Source organism: Amycolatopsis sp. WQ 127309, from assembly GCF_023023025.1.
Taxonomy (GTDB): domain Bacteria; phylum Actinomycetota; class Actinomycetes; order Mycobacteriales; family Pseudonocardiaceae; genus Amycolatopsis.
The window spans coordinates 7996680-8013280 of record NZ_CP095481.1 but is presented as its reverse complement, the minus strand read 5'-3'; the positions used below and the strand labels follow the sequence as shown (position 1 = coordinate 8013280).

Annotated in this window: 12 protein-coding genes; 4 read left to right on the top strand and 8 right to left on the bottom strand. The window is 71.0% G+C overall.

Annotated elements, in window-relative coordinates:
- Positions 1–3: 3 nt before the first annotated feature.
- Entirely contained in the window at positions 4–372 is a 369-nt protein-coding gene (locus tag MUY22_RS36130) for a DoxX family protein (protein WP_247051655.1), read from the bottom strand.
- Positions 373–432: 60 nt separating this feature from the next.
- A complete protein-coding gene (locus MUY22_RS36125; RefSeq protein ID WP_247051654.1) occupies positions 433–2787 on the bottom strand; it encodes a glycoside hydrolase N-terminal domain-containing protein in 2355 nt (784 codons plus the stop codon).
- Between the two features lie 343 nt (positions 2788–3130).
- On the opposite strand from MUY22_RS36125, the gene MUY22_RS36120 reads away from it, so the two are divergent.
- Together MUY22_RS36120 and MUY22_RS36115 are read left to right on the top strand one after the other, a co-directional pair.
- Complete coding sequence (locus tag MUY22_RS36120; RefSeq protein WP_247051653.1) at positions 3131–3742, top strand: TetR/AcrR family transcriptional regulator; 612 nt, start codon at positions 3131–3133, stop codon at positions 3740–3742.
- A 36-nt stretch (positions 3743–3778) separates the two neighbouring features.
- On the top strand, positions 3779–5209 hold the full coding sequence (locus MUY22_RS36115) for a carotenoid oxygenase family protein (RefSeq protein WP_247051652.1): 1431 nt from the start codon (positions 3779–3781) through the stop codon (positions 5207–5209).
- Here MUY22_RS36115 and MUY22_RS36110 read toward each other — a convergent pair.
- The 3 genes from MUY22_RS36110 to MUY22_RS36100 form a co-directional block, all read right to left on the bottom strand.
- Positions 5206–5967: an SDR family oxidoreductase gene (locus MUY22_RS36110; RefSeq protein ID WP_371827524.1), complete on the bottom strand. Its 762-nt coding sequence runs from the start codon at positions 5965–5967 to the stop codon at positions 5206–5208. The two genes, MUY22_RS36115 and MUY22_RS36110, sit on opposite strands and share 4 nt — an antisense overlap.
- A gap of 87 nt (positions 5968–6054) precedes the next feature.
- Positions 6055–9651 carry a discoidin domain-containing protein gene (locus MUY22_RS36105; protein WP_247051651.1) on the bottom strand — a complete coding sequence of 1199 codons (3597 nt, stop codon included), beginning with the start codon at positions 9649–9651 and terminating at the stop codon, positions 6055–6057.
- Between the two features lie 342 nt (positions 9652–9993).
- Positions 9994–10428, bottom strand: coding sequence for a helix-turn-helix domain-containing protein (locus MUY22_RS36100; RefSeq protein WP_247051650.1), 435 nt, complete (start codon positions 10426–10428; stop codon positions 9994–9996).
- Between the two features lie 133 nt (positions 10429–10561).
- Between MUY22_RS36100 and MUY22_RS36095 the strand changes: the two genes are divergently transcribed.
- On the top strand, positions 10562–11758 hold the full coding sequence (locus MUY22_RS36095; protein WP_247051649.1) for a thiolase family protein: 1197 nt from the start codon (positions 10562–10564) through the stop codon (positions 11756–11758).
- 180 nt (positions 11759–11938) lie between these two features.
- Here MUY22_RS36095 and ligD read toward each other — a convergent pair whose 3' ends face one another.
- Positions 11939–12892, bottom strand: coding sequence for a non-homologous end-joining DNA ligase (ligD, locus tag MUY22_RS36090; RefSeq protein WP_247051648.1), 954 nt, complete (start codon positions 12890–12892; stop codon positions 11939–11941).
- A gap of 39 nt (positions 12893–12931) precedes the next feature.
- Between ligD and MUY22_RS36085 the strand changes: the two genes are divergently transcribed.
- Positions 12932–13771, top strand: a complete 840-nt coding sequence (locus MUY22_RS36085; RefSeq protein ID WP_247051647.1) for a PHP domain-containing protein — start codon at positions 12932–12934, stop codon at positions 13769–13771.
- A 202-nt stretch (positions 13772–13973) separates the two neighbouring features.
- Here MUY22_RS36085 and MUY22_RS36080 read toward each other — a convergent pair whose 3' ends face one another.
- Positions 13974–16010 carry an MDR family MFS transporter gene (locus MUY22_RS36080; protein WP_247051646.1) on the bottom strand — a complete coding sequence of 679 codons (2037 nt, stop codon included), beginning with the start codon at positions 16008–16010 and terminating at the stop codon, positions 13974–13976.
- 120 nt (positions 16011–16130) lie between these two features.
- The gene (locus MUY22_RS36075; protein WP_247051645.1) at positions 16131–16586 is read right to left on the bottom strand and encodes a GNAT family N-acetyltransferase; all 456 of its coding nucleotides are present in this window, start codon (positions 16584–16586) and stop codon (positions 16131–16133) included.
- Positions 16587–16601 lie beyond the last annotated feature (15 nt).

Sequence of the window (16601 nt, the reverse complement as noted above, 5' to 3'; positions counted from 1 at the left end):
AGCTCAGCCGGCGAACCGGCCCACGGCGACGAACACCGCCAGCACCAGCAGCACGACGTTCATCGGCAGCGCCTTGGTCTCCTTGCGGCGCGCGTGCACGATGATCGCACCGATCTGGACGATCGCCAGTCCGGTGGCGGCGAGCGGGGTCAGCACCGGCGCGATGTCCAGCGCCCACGGCAGGACCAGGCCGATCGCGCCGACGATCTCGATCGCGCCGATCCCCTTGATCGCCGCCGCCGAGAAGTCCTCCGTCCACCCCATGTTGGGGTTCTCCAGGAGCTTCTCCCGCGGGGTCACGAGCTTCATACCCCCGGCGCCGAGGTACAGGACGGCCAGCAGGCCGGCGGCGATCCACAGGACGACGTTCACGAGCACTCCCTGGTCCGGAACAAGTGGTTGAACTCTACATCACTTTCCGGAGGATAGACCTCAACTTGGCGTGATCGTGACCGACGCGCCGGGCCGCAGGGAGATCGGGCGTTTCCAGGTGCCGGCCCGCACCTCGGTCCGGGTCCCGCCGACGCTCCGGATCACCGCCCGGGTCACCTCGCCGTCGCGCCACGCGACGTCGACCTCGAACCCGCCGCGCGCGCCGATCCCGGTCACCCGCCCCGAACGAGCCCACGCCGACGGCAGCGCGGGCAGCAGCTCCAGCACGCCCGGCCGCGAGTACAGCAGCATCTCCAGCGCCGCGGTGGGCGCGCCGAGGTTCGCGTCGATCTGGAAGATCGTGTAGCTGCCCTGGCTGTACATGTCGAAGAAGAAGTTCGGCGCGGTGCCGTTGCCGTTGGCCACCGACGGCCGCATCACCGTGAGCAGCAGCTGGTACGCCTTGTCGGCGTCCTTCAGCCGCGCCCAGCACGCCGACCGCCACGCGGTCGCCCAGCCGAAGCTGTCCATCCCCCGCGCGGTCAGCAGGGCACGGACGCCGCCGAGCAGCTCGGCGGACGACGTGTCCGTCGCGATGCGGTCGCCCGGGAAGAACCCGATCAGCGGCGACAGGTGCCGGTGTGTGGTCTCGCCCAGGTTGTCCGGCGACATCCACTCCTCCAGCCAGCCGGTCGCCGGGCTCACCTTCGGCAGGTACAGCTTCCGCTGCAGCCCGGCGATCCGGTCGCCGTACGCGCGATCACGCCCCAGGGTCGTGGCCGCCGCTCGGTAGTGCTCGAACAAGTCCCAGACGATCTCCTGGGAGTACGTGTTCCCGAGCGTGTCCTGCGGGCCGTGCTCGGGTGACCAGTCGTGGTCGTCGACCAGCACCTCGCGGCCGTCGACGGTCGTGGTGACGAGCCGCGCCTCCCAGAACTCGGCGGCCCCCTTGAGCAGCGGGTAGATCCGCGCGAGGTAGGCCTTGTCCTGGGTGAACGCGTAGTGGTCCCACAGGGAGTTGCACAGCCACGCGTTGCCGGCCGGGTGCCACCACCAGCCGGAGCCGCCGTAGATGTTGGTAGAGAACGCGATGGCCCAGCCGCCGATCTTGCCGCTCGTGTTGCGGAAGCGGTTTCTCGGGTCGTTGAACAGCTTCTTCGTGGTGTCCGTCCACACGGGAAGCTGCGAGAGGCAGTAGTCGGCCAGCGCGGTGAAACTGCCCGGCAGGGCCGCGCGGTCGGGCAGCCAGTAGTTCATCTGGACGTTGATGTCGGTGTGGTAGTCGCTCATCCAGTCGGGCGTGTTGTTGTTCTGCCACAGGCCTTGCAGGCCCATCGGCAGCCCGTCGCGCGAGCCGGTGATCGTCAGGTACCGGCCGTACTGGAGGTAGGACGCCTCCAGCTCCGGGTCCGGCGTGGCCGGGTCGTCGTGCCGCGCCACCAGCCGCGCCCACGTGTCCAGCGAGCGCTTCGACGCCGGGGACGAACCCAGGTCGAGGGTCATCCGGTCGTAGAGCCGCCGGTAGTCGGCGACGTGCGTCGCGAGCAACGCGCCACCGCCGGCCCGCAGCGCGCGAGCCGCCTTCTGCTTCGACAGCGCCAGCGGATCCACCGACGCGTCGACGAACTTCCGCGCCGCGTCGGGCACGTAGTTCGTGCCACCCGAAAGCACGATGACGACTTCGCGGCAGCCGGCGAAGGCGACCGTGTTCCCTTGCTGCGACACCTTGCCGCCCTGACCCGACGCCGACGCCGCGCAGGCGTACTTCAGCCCGTTGGCGAAGGTCGCCGCGAACGCGGGGCCGCTCAGCGCCTCGTCCCGCGTCGGCTCGAGGACCACCGTGCCGGTCAGCGTTCCGCGGCCTTCGCCGGTCAGCCGGACGACCACGACGTCGTCGGGGTGGCTCGCGTATACCTCCCGCCGGTACCGGGTGCCCTGGCACGCGTAGGTGACGGTCACCAGGCCGTTGCTCAGATCGAGCGTGCGGCGGTAGTCCGTGACGCCGGTGTGCGCGGGCACCGAGATCCGCGCCTTCGCCAGCAGCCCGAGCGTGCCGAACTTCTCGCGCTCGTACGGGAACTGGCCGTCGTCTTCGAGGACGTCGTTGGCGCCGCCGGTCCAGAGGGACGCGTCGGCGAGGTACAGGAAGTCGGCGGCCGGGTCGCCGCCGACAAGGGCACCGATCCGACCATTACCGATCGGCAGCCCTTGCTCGATGATCTTGTCCTCCGCCGCGGGCGACGGGTACCACAGCGTCGTCGCCCGGCTGCCGGGGACGAGATCCGCGACAGCCGGACGCACGACGTCTGCGCTGGCGACGAAGGGACGAACGCCACTCAGGGCGATCCCGGCACCGACCGCGCCACCGAGCTTGAGGAACGCGCGGCGCGAGGGCGGGAGGGAAGGATTCGACATGTCGGATCCGTTCGGCGTTGAAGGCGGGGACCGGCGTGAAGCCCGCCAAACATATGACCTATCCGGATCCGAGGTCAAGATTCTTCGTAATTAATCCGATAATACGAACAGCTCGACAGCTCGACAGCGCGGGCTTCCCGGCCAGCCGGTCGTGGACGTAGGCGAGCGCCCCGGGCGCCCCGAGGACCACGACGGTGAGGGTTCGGCGGATGTCGGCGCCGACAGTGGGCACAGGACCTCCCGGTGTCGATACCGACCGGTATCGTGTGTCCGATTCACCAGATGACCTGCGCCACAGTCAACGAAGGACGCCCAGGTGAGGGGGGCGGTAGCGTTGCGCTCCATGACCGGCCCCGCACGCCGCCGCCCGAGCCGCGCCGAGACCCGGCGGCGGATCATCGACGCCGCTACCGCGGTGTTCGCCCGCCAGGGCATCGCCGCGACGTCGCTCAACGACGTCGCGGCCGAGGCCGGCCTGACCAAGGGCGCCGTCTACTCCAGCTTCACCGGCCGCGACGACCTGGTGCTGACGATCATGGAGGAGCACATCGTCGAGCGGATGGCGGGTGCGACGACGGCGTTCGCCGACCTGGCCGACCTCGACGAGGCCACCACCGAGGCCGGCGCGCGGCTGCTGGCCGGGATCGACTCGGACGCCACCTGGCACCGGCTGCTGCTGGAGTACTGGGGCCTGGCCATGCGGAACCCGGCCGTCCACAAGGGACTCGCCGAGCGCCGGGCCCGGCTGCGCGAGGCCGTCACCGCGGCGATCGGCAACGTCGCCGACCGGCACGGCATCACGCTGCCCCTGGCGCCCGAGCACCTCGCGGTGGTGGTGCTCGCGCTGTCCAACGGCCTCGCGGTGGAACGCGGCGTCGACCCGGACGCGGTCCCGTCGTCGCTGTTCGGCGACGTGCTCAAACTGCTCGTGACGCCCCGGCCGGCCGACGTCTAGGGGTTTCCAGGTGCGACGAAAGGTCTACTACCGGTGATGACCAATCCCTTCCTCGAAGGCAACTTCGCCCCGATCAGCCAGGAGCACACGCTCACCGAGCTCGAGGTCACCGGCACGATCCCGGACTTCCTCGACGGCCGCTACCTGCGCAACGGCCCGAACCCGCTGTCCGAAGTGGACCCGGCGGCCTACCACTGGTTCATGGGCGACGGCATGGTCCACGGCGTCCGCCTGCGCGACGGCAAGGCCGAGTGGTACCGCAACCGCTGGGTGCGCAACCCCTCGATCGACGCGATCCTCGACGGCGACCGGCCGCGCCGCACCCCGCACGGCCTCAGCGCCAACACCAACGTCATCGGCCACGCCGGCAAGACGCTCGCGCTGATGGAGGCGGGCGCCACGATCTGGGAGCTGTCCGACGAGCTCGACACCGAGGGCCGGTGCGACTTCGACGGCACCCTCTCCGGCGGGTACACCGCCCACCCCAAGCGCGACCCGCTGACCGGCGAGCTGCACGCCGTCTCGTACTCGATGGCCAAGGGCAACAAGGTCACCTACTCCGTGATCGACGCGGCCGGCCGGGTCCGGCGCGAGGTGGACGTCGAGGTCACCGGCGCGCCGATGATGCACGACTTCTCCCTCACCGAACGGCACGTCGTGTTCTACGACCTGCCCGTGACCTTCGACGCCGGCATGGCGACCGCGGCGATCCCCTCCCGGCTGCTGCGCACCACCGCCCGGCTCGTGCTGTCGGCGGTCATCGGCCGGGTGCGGATCCCCGACCCGATCACCGCGCGGCTGGCCACGAAGATCGCGGCCAACGGCGGCCTGCCCTACCACTGGAACCCGAAGTACCCCGCGCGGATCGGCGTCATGCCGCGCGAAGGCGGCAACGCCGACGTCCGCTGGTTCGACGTCGAGCCCTGCTACGTCTTCCACCCGCTCAACGCCTACGACGACGGCGACAGCGTGGTGCTCGACGTCGTCCGGCACCCCCGGATCTTCGACCGCGAGCTGCACGGCCCCGACGAGGGCGTGCCGACGCTGGACCGGTGGACCGTCGATTTCTCCTCCGGCAAGGTCATCGAGGAGCGCCTCGACGACCGTGGCCAGGAGTTCCCGCGCGTCGACGAACGCGTGGTCGGCCGCCCGCACCGCTACGGCTACGCACCGTCGGTGACCACCGGCGCCAGCCCGGCGGACTCGTTGTACAAGCACGACTTCTCGAACGGCTCGACGCAGGTACGGTCGTTCGGGCCCGGGCGCTCGCCCGCGGAGTTCGTGTTCGTGCCGCGCGCCGCGGACGCCGCCGAGGACGACGGCGTCCTGGCCGGTTTCGTGCACGACGCGGCGACCGAGCGCAGCGAACTCACGCTGCTCGACGCCGGCACGCTCGAAACGGTCGCCGCGATCCACCTGCCGGACCGGGTGCCGATCGGCTTCCACGGCAACTGGCTGCCCAGCTAGCGCTTCCGGTACCCCAGCACCCCGGCGTCGGCCTGCTCGGACAGGTACCGCGCGAACGTGATCTCGCCGTCGAGGTGGTCCGGCGCGAGGTGCCCGCCGCCGGCGTACGCCCGGAACGTCTCCCCCGGCACCTTCACCGAGACGATCCGGCGCCGCCGCCCGCTCGCCTCCGCGACCGCCTGGGCCAGCTCGGCCGCCGCCAGGATCTCCGGGCCGCCGAAGTCGTCGACGCGGCCCGCCGGGTCACCGGTGGCCAGGTCGGCCAGGCGCGGCGCGAGGTCGCGGACGTCCACCGGCTGGAACCGCACCCGCGGCACGGGCAGCACCGGCAGCCGGGACGCGCCCGCGAACAGCGTCCGGACCAGCGCGTGGAACTGCGTCGCCCGCTGGATCGTGTACGGCAGGCCCGACGCGGCGATCAGCTGTTCGGTCGCGAGCTTGCTCTTGTAGTAGCCCAGCGGGACGCGGTCGACGCCGACGATCGAGACGTAGACCAGGTGCGGCCCGCCGGTCCAGCGCGCGGCCTCCAGCAGCGTCCGCGCGAGCGCCGTCTCGTGCCGGAAGTCGGTGGCGCAGTGGACGACGGTGTCGACGCCGGCCAGCGCGCTGTCGACGCCGCGGCCGGTGCGCAGGTCGCCGGGCACGACGTCCGGCCCGGGCCGTCTGCTGAGGACGCGGACCTCCTCGCCCGCCGCGCGCAGCCGCGCGGCGACCACCCGGCCGAGCTGCCCGGTGCCGCCGGTGACCAGGATCCGCACGAGGCCCACCTCCACCCGTCAAACGCCGTCAAGGCCACCTTACGGGCGTCTGTCGCCCGTAAGGTGGCCTTGACGGCACTCAGTGCGCTAGTTGCGGACGATGGTGAAGGTGCTCGTCGTGTTCCGGATGTCCTGGGCGTTGTTGCTCAGGGTGAGCCCGGTGAACGTCGCCGAGCCGACGGCCGGGCCCTGACCCGGTTCCGGCAGCTCGTTGGCCCAGATGCCGATCCCGGACTTCGCGTCGAAGGCGTCCCCGCTGCGCTGGGCCCCGCTGATGTTCACGTTGGTGAACACGGTGTCCTGCACGGAGTTCTGCGGCTGCCCGCCGACGTAGTTCGTCTGGAACATGATCCCGCTGTAGGTCGGACTCTGGATGTCCACATCGGACACCCGGATCCCGCGGAACTCCTTGGAAGCGGAGAACATCCAGATCGCCGGGAAGGTCTGCTGGCCCCAGAAGTGGCCACCCGCCCGGACGAGCGAGGCGTTCTGGACCGTCGTCGGCTGCGGCCCGAACCCGAGGAACGGGTAGCCGAAGTCGAGCGAGCTGATCGTGATCGCCGAGTACGTCAGCGTGTCCGCGATGTAGAGGTTGCGGAAGGTGTTGTTGTACCCGCCGTAGACCGCCAGCCCGGCCGCGCGCCACGGGGTGAGCGCGGTCAAGTTCTCGAACACGTTGTCGTACTGGTTGCCCTGGTTGATGTCCGTGGCGGCGAACAGCGCGAAGCTGTCGTCACCGGTGGACCGGGCTTCGTCGTTGACGACGTGGTTGCCGGTGCTCCCGTTCGTGAGGTTGATCCCGTCGGCGAACGTGTCGCGGATCCGGGAGTTCTTGATCGTGGTGTTGTCCACGTTGGTGCCCCACACCATGACCACCTGGTGCTCCACCCAGATGTTGTCGATCGTCAGGTTGGCGACGTTGGCCAGGTTGAACACCTTGCCGGGGCCGTCGATGCGGGAGGTGTAGTTCCCGAACACGGCGAACCCGCTGACCGTCGACCCGTTGGCGGTCGACTGGACGTCGAAGCCGATGTCGGTGTTCTCCTGCCCGGCGGGCGCGGAGAACTTCGTGAACCACGGCCCGGCGCCGATCAGCGTGATCGCCTTGCCGTAGACGTTCACCTTGCTCGAGAGCGAGTAGTTCCCGGCCGGCAGGTAGACGCCGGTGAGGGTGCTGTCCTGCCGGACCTTGTCCAGGGCGGCCTGGACGTCCTGCTGCGTGAACCCGGCCGGGACGGCGAAGTGCGCCGGGTCCGGGTTCGCCTGCGCGGTGGCCTGCTCGAAGTTCACGAAGTCGATCGCGTAGTTCGTGCTGTTCGCCGCGTCCTTCTGTAGCTTGATCTTGCTGCCCGCCGGCACCGTGGTGCCGAGCAGCGCGCTGGCCTCGTCGTAGATGTGGCGCGGCCCGGTGCCCGGCGAGTTGCCCGGGCCGGTTTCGGCGCCGTAGAGCCACGCGTAGTGCGAGGTCAGGTCGATCGCCTTGAGGAACGTGCCGTTGACGTAGACGTCGATCGTCGAGTTGATCCCGCCACCACCCGCGGAGTCCGGGATGGAGAAGCGCGTGACCAGCGTGTTCGTCGCCGCCCGCGTGGTGAACTCCACCGAGGATCCGGTCGAGTTCAGCGTCACGGCCTTGCGGCCGGACGCCTCACCGGCGAGGTCGCCGATGGTGCGGTTCGGGCCGACCACGGCCGCGCCGCCCGCGAGGACGCCGTCCTCGGCCTCGTACATGTCGTAGGGCATGTTCGCGCCCTGGCCGACGAACAGCGTCTGCGTGCTGGTGTTGTTGGCCTGCTTCACCGGCAGCTCGTTGGCGTCGTTCGCGACGACCGTCTTCACGGTGTACTTGCCGTTGGCCGCCGTCCACGTGCCGACGTTGACCGGCGACGCCGTGGCCCCGGCCGCGATGGCGCCGGAGTACGAGCCGGTCAGCGTCTTCACGACGGCGCCGGTCGAGTCGGTGAGCGTCACGGTCACGCCGTGCGCACCGGACGCCGACGCGATCGTGCCCTGGTTGCGCAGCGTCACGCTGAAGGTCACCGTGTTGCCCGCCGACGGGGAGTTCGGCGACCAACCTGTCGCCGCCACGAGGTCGGAGCTCTGCACCGGGCTGACGACGAGCGCCGTCGACCCGGTGAACGAGTTGTTGTTCTCGTTCTGCTCGAGCACGGCGTTGGCCTCGTCGACCTTCGCGGTCAGCTGGTAGCTGCCCGCGTTCTGGGCGCCGATGTTCGCCGACACCGTCGTCGACGCGCCGGCGGCCAGCGCGCCGACCGCGGCGGTGCCGACCTTCGTGGTGCCGAGGTAGAGGTTGACGTTCGTCGCACCCGCGGCCGCCGTGCCGGCGTTGCGGACGGTCGCCGACGCGGTGATCGCGTCGGTCTCCACCGGGTTCTGCGGCGACCAGGACACGCCCGAGACCGTGAGGTCCGGGTTGGGCGCGGGGACGCCGATCACCTGGAACTCCGCGGCCTGCCCGCCGCCCGCGCCGGAGTTGGCGGTGACACGCAGCCGGACGTCGGCGACGCGGCCGCTCAGCGGGATGGTGACGGTGTTCCCGCTGCTGGGGTTGAAGTTGTACGTCTGCGCGGCGGCCAGCGTCGTGAACGTCGAGGACGCCTGCTCACGGCCTTCGACGGCGATGGTCTGCGTGCGCGGGCCCCACGAGGCGTCCGGGTTCAGCTTGACGACGACCTGGCTGAGGTCGGCGTTGGAGCCGAGCCCGACGGTCAGCAGGTTCGGGTAGGTCCCGCCGCCGCCCTCCCAGTACGTGCTGGTCGAGTTGTCGTTCGCGTTCGTGGCGACGAAGGTGAACTCCGTCGACGACGCCGTGATCGGCTTGCCGACCGCGAGGTTCGTGCCGACCTGGGTGCCGTTGCGCGTCACCGTGTTGCTGTTGCCGGACACATTGCCCGCGGCGTCCTTGGCCCGGACGTAGTACGACACGGTCGTGCCGTCGGGCTGGCTGTCCGTGTAGGTCAGGACGTTGCCCGCGACGCTGCCGCGCAGCGCGTTGTTCGCGTAGACGTCGTAGCCGGTGACGCCGGTGTTGTCGGTCGAGGCCGACCACGTCAGCCGGAGCTGGCCGCTCGCGGGCGCGGTGTAGGCGAGGTTGCCGGGCGCGGACGGGGCCTGCGTGTCCCCGCCGGAGGTGCTGCCGTGCACCTCGAACTCCGACAGCTGCGCGGCGGGCCAGCCGGTGTTGGCGGTGACGTTCAGCCGCACGTAGCGGGTGCTGCCGGTGACGTTGATCGTCACCGTGTTGGCCGTGGCCGGGTCGAACCGGTAGCCGGCCGACGCGACGAGGGCACTGAAGCTCGTGCCGTTCGTGCTGCCCTGCACGGTGAGGGTCTCGGTGCGCGCTTCCCAGCCGGTCGGCAGCTTCAGCACGAGCTGCGCGAGGTTCGTGGTGGCGCCGAGGTCGGCCTGGATCCACTGCGGGAACTGGTTGTTCGCGCTTTCCCAGTAGGTGGCCTGGTTGCCGTCGCCGACGTTCGAGGCGGGGTACTCGGCGATCTGGCTGCTGGCCGTGTAGGTCGCGGAGGCGGCCTGGGCGGCAGGCTGGACCGCTGCGGGGACGGCGGTCGCGGCCGGGGCGCCGCTCGCCGCGACGGCGGGTGCCGCCAGGAGCAGGGACAGGGCGGCGTAGGTCGCCGCGCGCGACAGGAGTCGCTTCGTTCTCATGGGGTTCCTCTGATCCGGGGAGGACGGGGAGACGACAGGAGCGAGGACCGGCCCGCGGAGCGCGGGCACGGCGGAGACCGGGGAACGGACGGGCGCGACCGGCCGGGCCGGAGGCGCGCGTGGGCAGGGCGAAGCAGCCGTCATGGACACCTCGGCGTTGAGGAGCTGGGCGGGATCTTCCTGACTGCTGCCGCGATTTCTCGCGCTGCTGTCAGGTTCTTGCACTGATTCGTTCAAGAGTTACAGTGACGGGGGTCTCAAGTCAACGCCCAAACGGCCGGAAGGCCCCTCGCGAGTGCGAAGGGCCTTCCGGGAGACGCTCGGGAGACGGAGGTGCGGACGTCAGTGCACGGCGCCCAGCCGGATCGCGTGGGTGCCGGGTGCGTTGACCGGCTCGCCGCAGTGCTCGCAGACCGTCACCGCGCGCAGTTCGGCACCGCAGGCGTGCCGCCACACCGTGGGCGGTTCGCCCTGGTGGACGTACTTGTCACCCCAGGCCATCAGGCCCAGCAGGATCGGCTGCAGCGCGCGGCCGGCTTCGGTCGGGTAGTACTCGTGCCGCGGCGGGTGCGCCTCGTACTGGACCTTCTCGAGCACGCCGGCGTCGACGAGCTTGCGCAGCCGCGCGGCGAGGATGTCGCGGCTCGCGCCGGTGTTCTCGGCGATCTGGTTGAACCGCCGCTCCCCCAGCATGATCTCGCGCAGGGCGAGCAGGCTCCACCGCTCGCCGACGACTTCGAGGGCTTCCGCCACCGAGCACTCGCGACCACGCCGCACGACGTCACCTCCACGGGCTGAAAATCCAACCTAGCACGTCAGGTGCGTGTGACCTGGCGAACAGGTCAGTTGTGCAATCCAACTCACCCGGCGTATACCGAGGGTATCCCCGATCTGCGAGGAGGCAGACGCCATGACGGACGCGGTGATCGTCGACGCGGTACGGACCCCCATCGGCAAGGGCAAGCCGAACGGGACACTGGCCGGGGTGCACCCGGTCGACCTGCACGCCCACGCGCTCCGCTCGCTCGTCGAGCGCACCGGCGTCGACCCGGCCCGGATCGACGACGTCATCAGCGGCGCCGTCGGCCAGATCGGCGAGCAGAGCATGAACACCGCCCGCTGGGCCGCGCTCGCCGCCGGCCTGCCGGAGTCGGTGCCCGCCGTGACCGTCGACCGGCAGTGCGGCAGCAGCCAGCAGGCCGTCCACTTCGCCGCGCAGGGCGTGATCGCCGGCGCGTACGACGCCGTGATCGCGTCCGGCGTCGAGTCGATGAGCCGGGTGCCGATGGGCAGCCAGGTCGCCGGGCGCGACCCGTTCGGCCCGCAGGTCGCCGCCCGTTACCCGGACGGCCTGGTGCCGCAGGGCATCAGCGCCGAACTCATCGCGGCCAAGTGGGGCCTGACGCGGGATCAGCTCGACGCGTTCTCCGCCGAAAGCCACCAGCGCGCCGCGAAGGCGTGGGCCGACGGGAAGTTCGCCCGCGAGGTCGCGCCGCTCAAGGCTCCGGGCCCCGACGGCGTCCTCGTCGACGTCACGACCGACGAGACGGTCCGGCCGGGCACCACGCCGGAGATCCTGGCCGGGCTGAAGCCCGCGTTCCGGGCCGACGTCTGGGAGCAGCGCTTCCCGGACCTGGACTGGCGCGTCACGGCGGGCAACTCGTCACCGATCAACGACGGCGCCGCCGCGCTCATGATCACCAGCAGCGAGACGGCCGCGGCGCTCGGATTGCGTCCGCGGGCCCGGATCCGCAACTTCGCCGTGGTCGGCGACGACCCGCTGTACATGCTCACCGGCGTCATCCCGGCGACCCGCAAGGTCCTGGACCGGGCCGGGCTGAGCGTGTCCGACATCGACGCCTTCGAGGTCAACGAGGCGTTCGCCAGCGTCGTGCTGGCCTGGCAGGCCGAGATCGGCGCGGACCTGGCGAAGGTCAACGTCCACGGCGGCGCGATCGCGCTCGGCCACCCGCTCGGCGGCAGCGGCGCCCGCCTGATGACGACGCTGCTGTCGGTGCTGGAGGAAACCGGCGGCCGCTACGGCCTGCAGACGATGTGCGAGGCGGGCGGCCTCGCCAACGCGACGATCATCGAGCGCCTCGACTAGCCGGATCTGCCGCGGCTCGTCGTGAGTGTTCAGTTCGCGCCGCCGTCCGTCGCGGACAGCACCAGGCAGTCCGGGCGCTCTCGGCGCGCCTGCAGCGCGACCAGGCTCCACGCCCCGGCGTCCACACCGGACAGCACGACTTTCATACCGAACGGAGCCGTGAAGCCGCCCGGAAATACGTCAGTCTCCGGGTGGTTCTTCGGCAGCCTTTTCGATGCCGTCGCGGTCGGCCCACTCCAGCAGCGGGTCGAGGGAGAACACCGCGTCGTCGATGCCGGCGTGGAGGTCGCCCAGCTCGGCGAAGCGGGCCGGGACGGTCGCGATGGTGAAGTCGCCGGGCTCGGCGTCGTCGATCTCGTCCCAGCGGATCGGCGTCGAGACCGTGCCCTCCGGGTTGCCGCGCACCGAGTAGGCGCTGGCGATCGTGTGGTCGCGCGCGTTCTGGTTGTAGTCGACGAAGAGCGTGCGCGGGTCGCGGTCCTTGCGCCACCAGGTCGTCGTCACCTCGTCCGGGGCTCGGCGTTCGACCTCGTGCGCGAAGGCCAGCGCGGCGCGGCGGACGTCCTGGAAACCCCAGCGCGGCTCGATCCGGACGTAGACGTGCAGCCCGCGGCCGCCGGACGTCTTGGGCCAGCCGACCGCGCCCAGCTCGTCGAGGATCTCGTGGGCGACGTGCGCGACGCGGCGGACGCGGTCGTAACCGCAGTCGGGCATCGGGTCGAGGTCGATGCGCCACTCGTCGGGCTTTTCGGTGTCCGCGCGCCGTGAGTTCCACGGGTGGAACTCCACAGTGGACATCTGCACGGCCCAGGCGACGTGCGCCAGCTCGGTGACGCACAGCTCGTCGGCGTGCCGCTTGTAGCGCGGGAACTCGACCCGGACGGTCTCCAGCCACGGCGGCGCGCCGTTCGGGACGCGCTTCTGGTGCACCTTCTCCCCCGCGACACCGGACGGGAAGCGGTGCAGCATGCAGGGCCGCTCGCGCAGCGCGTTGACGATGCCGTCGCCCACCGAAAGGTAGTAGTTGACCAGGTCGAGCTTGGTCTCGCCGCGGGCCGGGAAGTACACCCGGTCCGGGTTCGAGATCCGCACCGTGTGCGGCCCGACCTCCAGCTCCACCGCCTTCTGCGCCATACCGAGACGCTAGCTCAAATCCGGCGTTACGGTGGTCCGGTGAGTCTGCCGACGGACGGCCACGTCCACACCGAATGGTCCTGGGACACGGTCACCGGGTCGATGATCGGCTCGTGCGCACGCGCGCTGGAGCTGGGGTTGCCGTCGGTCGCGTTCACCGAGCACGCGGACCTGACGCCGTGGCTGATCCCGGAACCGATCCGCCCGCTGCTGCCGGACCACTTCCGGGTCCGGCTGCGCCCGGACGGCGTCCTGGAGCCGCCGGACCTCGACGTCGAGGGCTACCTGGCGTCGGTCGAGGAGTGCCGCGACCGGTTCCCGGACCTGCGGATCCTGTCCGGAGTGGAGCTGAGCGAGCCGCACTGGCACCGCTCCCGCGCCGACGCGCTGCTGGCGTCCCACTCGTTCGACCGCGTGCTGGGGTCGGTGCACTCGCTGCCGGGCGACAACGGACACCACCAGGAGCTGACGATCGTGTCGGACCGCCCGCCCGGCGAGATCCTGCGCGCGTACCTGTCGGAGGTGCTGGGCCTGGTCGAGTCCACGGCGGACTTCGCCGTGCTGGCGCACATCGACTACGCCCTGCGCTCGTGGCCCGGCGAGGGCCCGCCGTTCGTGGCGGCGGACTTCGAGGAGGAGTTCCGCACGGTGCTGCGCGCCCTGGCCGGCAGCGGACGCGCACTGGAGGTCAACACGAAGGTGCCGCTGCCGGGCGAAGTGGTCCGCTGGTGGTTCGAGGACGGCGGCGACGCGGTCGCCTTCGGCAGCGACGCCCACGAGCCGGGCCTGGTCGGCCACGGCTTCGCGACGGCCGCGGCCTTGGTGGAGTCCTGCGGCTTCCGCCCGGGCCGCACCCCACACGACTTCTGGCGCCGCTGACGGCACTTTCACGTGAAAGCGCCGCCCCCAGGTGGTCACTTTCACGTGAAAGCGACCACCCGGGTCACCCGAAAGTGCCCCGCTCCGGTAACTGTCCGGACGCCACTTTCGCTAGGAAAGATGCGTCTGAGGGCCGCCTGGACGCATCTTTCCTAGCGAAAGCTCCGCTTTGCGGAGCAAAGCCTCACTCGAAAGTGACGGGTCAGGCCAGGGCGTGGCGGCCGTAGGCGCGGACCTCCGTGCTCTGGTCCAGCAGGCGGGTGGCCACCCGGCCGATCGCCGCGTCCAGTTCGGCCCGGTCGCCCGTGCCCCAGTCGCCGAGGCGGGACGCCAGCCAGTCGTGCCACGCCCGGACCACCTTGGCGAACTCCTCGCGGCCTGCGTCGGTGAGGGCCCAGCCCGCGTTGTAGCGCAGGTGGCCGGTCAGCTCCAGGCGGTTGAACGCCGGTTCCAGCACCGGTGCCGGGACGCCGAAGTGCTCGCCGATCGCCCGGAGCGTGGCCGGCTCGCCGCGGCGTTCCCGCAGGTGGACCTGCAGCAGGCACCAGATGCCGCCCTCGTCGAGGTCGCTGCCGGCGCGTTCGACGATCGCCGGGGCGACCTTGCGGCGCTCGCGGAAGAAGAGCGTCGCGACGGCGCGTTCCAGCTCGCGGTCGTCCGTGCGGGCCTCCGGCATCGCGAAGCCGTCGCCGAGGTCGGGCGCCGCGGCGCGCGCGGTGTCGCGCAGCGGCACCTCCTTGAGGAAGAACGCCAGCGCGAACGCGACCAGGCCGACCGGCGCGGCGGCGAGGAACACGACGTGCAGCGAGTCGCTGTAGGCCTGGATCACCGGCGCCGACACCGCGTCCGGCAGCGCGTGCAGCGCGCTCGGGATCTGCGTCACGCGCGGGTCGACGCCGGGTGGCAGCGGATGGGCGGCCGCCGCGGCGGCCAGGTTCGGCGCGAGCTGGTTCGCGTACACCGTCCCGAAGATCGCCGCGCCGAACGAGCTGCCGATCGATCGCAGGAACGTCACGCCCGAGGTGGCGACGCCGAGGTCGGCGTAGTCGACGGTGTTCTGCACGGCGATGGTCAGCACCTGCATGCCCAGCCCGATGCCGAAGCCGAGCACGGCCATGTAGGCCGACGCCTCCCAGAAGCCGGTGTCGGTGTCGAGCCGCGAGAGCAGGTACAGCCCGATCGTCATCCCCGCGGCGCCGACCAGCGGGAAGATCTTGTACCGCCCGGTCTTGCTGACGGCGTTGCCCGCGGCGATCGACGCCACCAGCAGCGCCAGCACCATCGGCAGCAGCCGCACCCCCGACGTCGTCGCCGACGTGCCCTGGACGTACTGCATGTACGTCGGCAGGTAGGACAGCGCGCCGAGCATCGCGAAGCCGACGACGAAGCTCATGATCCCGCCGACGGTGAACACCGGGTTCCGGAACAGCCGCATCGGCAGCATCGGTTCCGCGGCTCTCAGCTCCACGAAGACGAACGCGCCCAGCAGCACCACCGAGCCGATCGCCATCCCGATGATCGTCGGCGACCCCCACGCGTACTGGGTCCCGCCCCAGCTGGTGACGAGCGTCAGCCCGGTCGCGGCGAGGCCGATGAGCAGGATGCCGAGGTAGTCGATCACCGGCTTGACCGCGGCGCGCGCGTTCGGCATCGCCGAGGACGCGACGATCAGCACCACGATGACCAGCGGGATGTTGACGTAGAACGCCCAGCGCCAGGACAGGTGGTCGACGAAGAACCCGCCGAGCATCGGGCCGGCCACGGTCACCACGCCGAACACCGAGCCGAGCACACCCTGGTACTTGCCGCGTTCGCGCAGCGGGACGACGTCGGCGATGAGCGCGGTCGAGGTGACCATCAGCCCGCCGCCGCCGAGGCCCTGCACCGCGCGCCAGACGATCAGCCAGACCATGCTGTCGGCGAACCCGGCGCAGAACGAGCCGATGCCGAAGACGACCACCGACAGCTGGAACATCAGCTTGCGGCCGAACAGGTCGCCGAGCTTGCCGACGACGACCGTCATGATCGTCTCGGCCAGCAGGTAGGACGTGACGACCCAGGACAGGTGCCCGGCGCCCCCGAGGTCGCCGACGATGGTGGGCAGCGCGGTGCCGACGATGGTCTGGTCGAGCGCGGCCAGCAGCATGCCGAGCAGCACCGCGCCGAAGACGGCGTTGACCCGGCCCTTGCTCAGCTGCGCGGGCGCCGGCTCGTGGGCGACCTCCGCGGTGGCCGTCATGGCACCCTCCCTCGCTCGGCCTCCCAAGCTAGTGCGCGCGAGCACCGGACGCGGGGTCCACTGTGGATCGTCACTCGTTCCGGTGACCCGGCGGCGGCTCGAGAACGGCCTGGTCGTGGCTCAGACGGTCCGCCGCAGGGTCACCTCGAACGGCTCGAAGCCCTGCGCCCGGTAGAACTCCAGCGCGCCCTCGTTGGCGGCGAAGGCCTTGACCCTCGTCTCGGTCGCCCCGTTTTCCCGCGCCCAGGCGAAGAAGGCGGCCACGAGTTCGGCGCCGATCCCGGCACGCCGGTGCCCGGCGTCGACCCGCAGGCTCTCCAGCTCCGCCGTCACCACGCCCGGCCGCAGCGGGTTCGGCCGGCACAGCCGCCCCACCAGGTGGCCACCGCCACCGGGGACCAGCAGGCAGAGGACGGCCGGATCCTCGACGAGCGCGGCGTAGTAGGACTCACCCTCACGGGCGGGCCAGCCGACGTCCATGGCCGGGTCGTGGCGGCCGCCGTCTTCGGCGAACAACCCCGCCGCCGACGCCACGAGCTGCGGGACTTCCTCGGCCGTGCACACGGAAACTGTCATGCCGAGCACGGTAAC

Excerpts from the sequence above, each read along its gene's own strand:
- MUY22_RS36080 (WP_247051646.1), bottom strand. The coding sequence starts at position 16,010 with ATGACGGCCACCGCGGAGGTCGCCCACGAGCCGGCGCCCGCGCAGCTG.
- MUY22_RS36105 (WP_247051651.1), bottom strand. The coding sequence starts at position 9,651 with ATGAGAACGAAGCGACTCCTGTCGCGCGCGGCGACCTACGCCGCCCTG.
- MUY22_RS36075 (WP_247051645.1), bottom strand. The coding sequence starts at position 16,586 with ATGACAGTTTCCGTGTGCACGGCCGAGGAAGTCCCGCAGCTCGTGGCG.
- MUY22_RS36120 (WP_247051653.1), top strand. The coding sequence starts at position 3,131 with ATGACCGGCCCCGCACGCCGCCGCCCGAGCCGCGCCGAGACCCGGCGG.
- MUY22_RS36095 (WP_247051649.1), top strand. The coding sequence starts at position 10,562 with ATGACGGACGCGGTGATCGTCGACGCGGTACGGACCCCCATCGGCAAG.
- MUY22_RS36115 (WP_247051652.1), top strand. The coding sequence starts at position 3,779 with ATGACCAATCCCTTCCTCGAAGGCAACTTCGCCCCGATCAGCCAGGAG.
- ligD (WP_247051648.1), bottom strand. The coding sequence starts at position 12,892 with ATGGCGCAGAAGGCGGTGGAGCTGGAGGTCGGGCCGCACACGGTGCGG.
- MUY22_RS36125 (WP_247051654.1), bottom strand. The coding sequence starts at position 2,787 with ATGTCGAATCCTTCCCTCCCGCCCTCGCGCCGCGCGTTCCTCAAGCTC.